Source organism: Caldicoprobacter sp. (assembly GCF_047459465.1).
Lineage (GTDB): Bacteria > Bacillota > Clostridia > Caldicoprobacterales > Caldicoprobacteraceae > Caldicoprobacter.
In genome coordinates this window covers 1-2,075 of sequence record NZ_VSCO01000212.1, presented here as the reverse complement: position 1 = coordinate 2,075, position 2,075 = coordinate 1, and the positions used below count along the sequence as shown (strand labels likewise).

General features: G+C 44.9%; 2 protein-coding genes. Both read left to right on the top strand.

Going from position 1 to position 2,075, the window contains the following annotated elements:
• Positions 1 to 112: 112 nt before the first annotated feature.
• Entirely contained in the window at positions 113 to 961 is an 849-nt protein-coding gene (locus tag FWJ59_RS09445; RefSeq protein ID WP_414481677.1) for a DegV family protein, read from the top strand.
• Positions 962 to 1,116: 155 nt separating this feature from the next.
• Positions 1,117 to 1,857, top strand: a complete 741-nt coding sequence (locus tag FWJ59_RS09440) for an NAD-dependent protein deacylase (protein ID WP_414481676.1) — start codon at positions 1,117 to 1,119, stop codon at positions 1,855 to 1,857.
• The last annotated feature ends 218 nt before the right edge of the window (positions 1,858 to 2,075 follow it).

The window sequence follows — 2,075 nt, the reverse complement described above, 5'->3', positions numbered from 1 at the left end:
TAAAAGGTCCTTTTACTTTTTAAAGGATTTTTTATAGTTACGTAGAATATATTTTATGTACAAAGTATGGATTTTTTATTTTTGGTAAAAACCATGTAAAGGAGGTTGTTTAGTGAACAGGGTTAAGGTATTTGTCGATAGCACGGCCGACCTTTCTCCCCAGCAGCTTGAGGCTTTTAATATTTCAGTGATTCCCCTTTACGTGACCATGGGAGATAACAGCTATCGAGATGGAGTGGATATAACTACTGCACAGCTTTACAAAATGGTGGAAGAGTTTCAGACTTTGCCCAAGACGGCTGCAGCACCTATACAGGACTTTGTTAATGCTTTTGAGCCATGGATAGAGCAAGGTTATGATGTCATTTTTGTAGGAATTTCGTCCAGGCTATCGGCAACTGTTCAAAATGCTTCCATTGCAGCCAACGAATTTGAACCGGGCAGGGTATACGTAGTCGATTCTCAAAATCTGTCCACCGGGATTGGGCTGCTGGCTATCAAAGCGGCAGAGTTGGCCATGCAAGGTATGGAAGCACAGGAAATAGTAGAAAAGATAAACGCGCTGGTACCCAAAGTGCGCACCAGTTTTGTTATAAGCACCCTTAAATACCTCCACATGGGAGGAAGGTGTACCTCCCTTCAGATGATTGCAGGAACTCTGTTAAAGATCAAGCCCCAGATTATAGTAAAGGATGGGGGAATGATTGTAGGGGAAAAGTACAGGGGCAAGGACAAGAAAGTGCTGGATTTATTCTATGCAGATCACGTAGGAGACGGGAAGAACATTGACCTGGAGAGGATATTCGTCACACATTCCGATTACCCGGAAGGGGCGGAATACCTTGCTGAGAAGCTGAAAAACGAGCTCAATCCAAAAGAAGTATGCATAACCTCAGCAGGCGCGGTTATATCAAGCCATTGTGGCCCCGGCACGGTAGGCATACTCTACCTGGAGAAATAGGATGGTTATCAGCGCGGTAAAGGGGATTTTCTTTGATGAAAATCCCTTTTTATTTTACCGATTTAATGGCGTTTATGGTAAAATGTGCAGCAAGATGCTATAATACATATGTTAAGAGGTCTTAAATCCTTTTTCTTTAGAAAGGGTGAGGTGCCGTGGATGAATCTAAAAAGTTGGAGGAGCTCAAAAAAATTGTTGAGGGGAGCGATAATATAGTCTTCTTTGGCGGAGCGGGGGTATCTACTGAGAGCAACATACCTGATTTCAGAAGCGCGTCGGGGCTATATAGCACTAGCCAAAAGACGTCATACCCCCCAGAGGTGATGCTGAGCCATAGCTTTTTTATTAGGCATCCTGAAGAGTTTTTTGAGTTTTACAAGAGCAAGATGGTGTACAGGGATGCAAAGCCCAACGCGGCACACATCGCCTTGGCAAAGTTGGAAGAGCAGGGGAAGCTCAAAGCGGTCATAACCCAGAACATAGATGGGCTGCATCAGATGGCGGGAAGCAAAAACGTGCTGGAACTTCATGGCTCCATACATAGGAATTACTGCATGAAATGTGGACAGAATTACGACCTGGATTATGTGATGGACAGCAAAGAACTGGTTCCCAAATGCGAAAAGTGTGGCGGGATGGTAAGGCCTGACGTGGTGCTCTACGAAGAGAGCCTGGACATGGACGTACTGTATAAGGCCATGCACTACGTTTCCAATGCCGATGTGCTGATAGTGGGAGGTACTTCCCTGGTGGTATATCCTGCTGCCGGGCTGGTGGACTATTATAGAGGCAATAAGCTGATACTCATCAACAAAACGTCAACGCCTTATGATTATAAGGCCAACATAGTTATACACGACAGCATAGGCAAGGTATTGTCCTATGTGGTGGGATGACGCCAAAGGGGCTCGAGTTGAGGTAAATGTCCAGGGAAGATGAAGCCCGAGGGGCATATATGTGGCATATGGTTTTGCAATATAGATAAAAGAATGATATAATAGTATTCAAAATCGAACATATGTTCTTTACAGGAGGGTTGTAATGGGGCAAACTTACAGTGTCAGCAGCATACAGGTACTGGAAGGCCTTGATGCAGTGCGCATGCGGCCGGGGA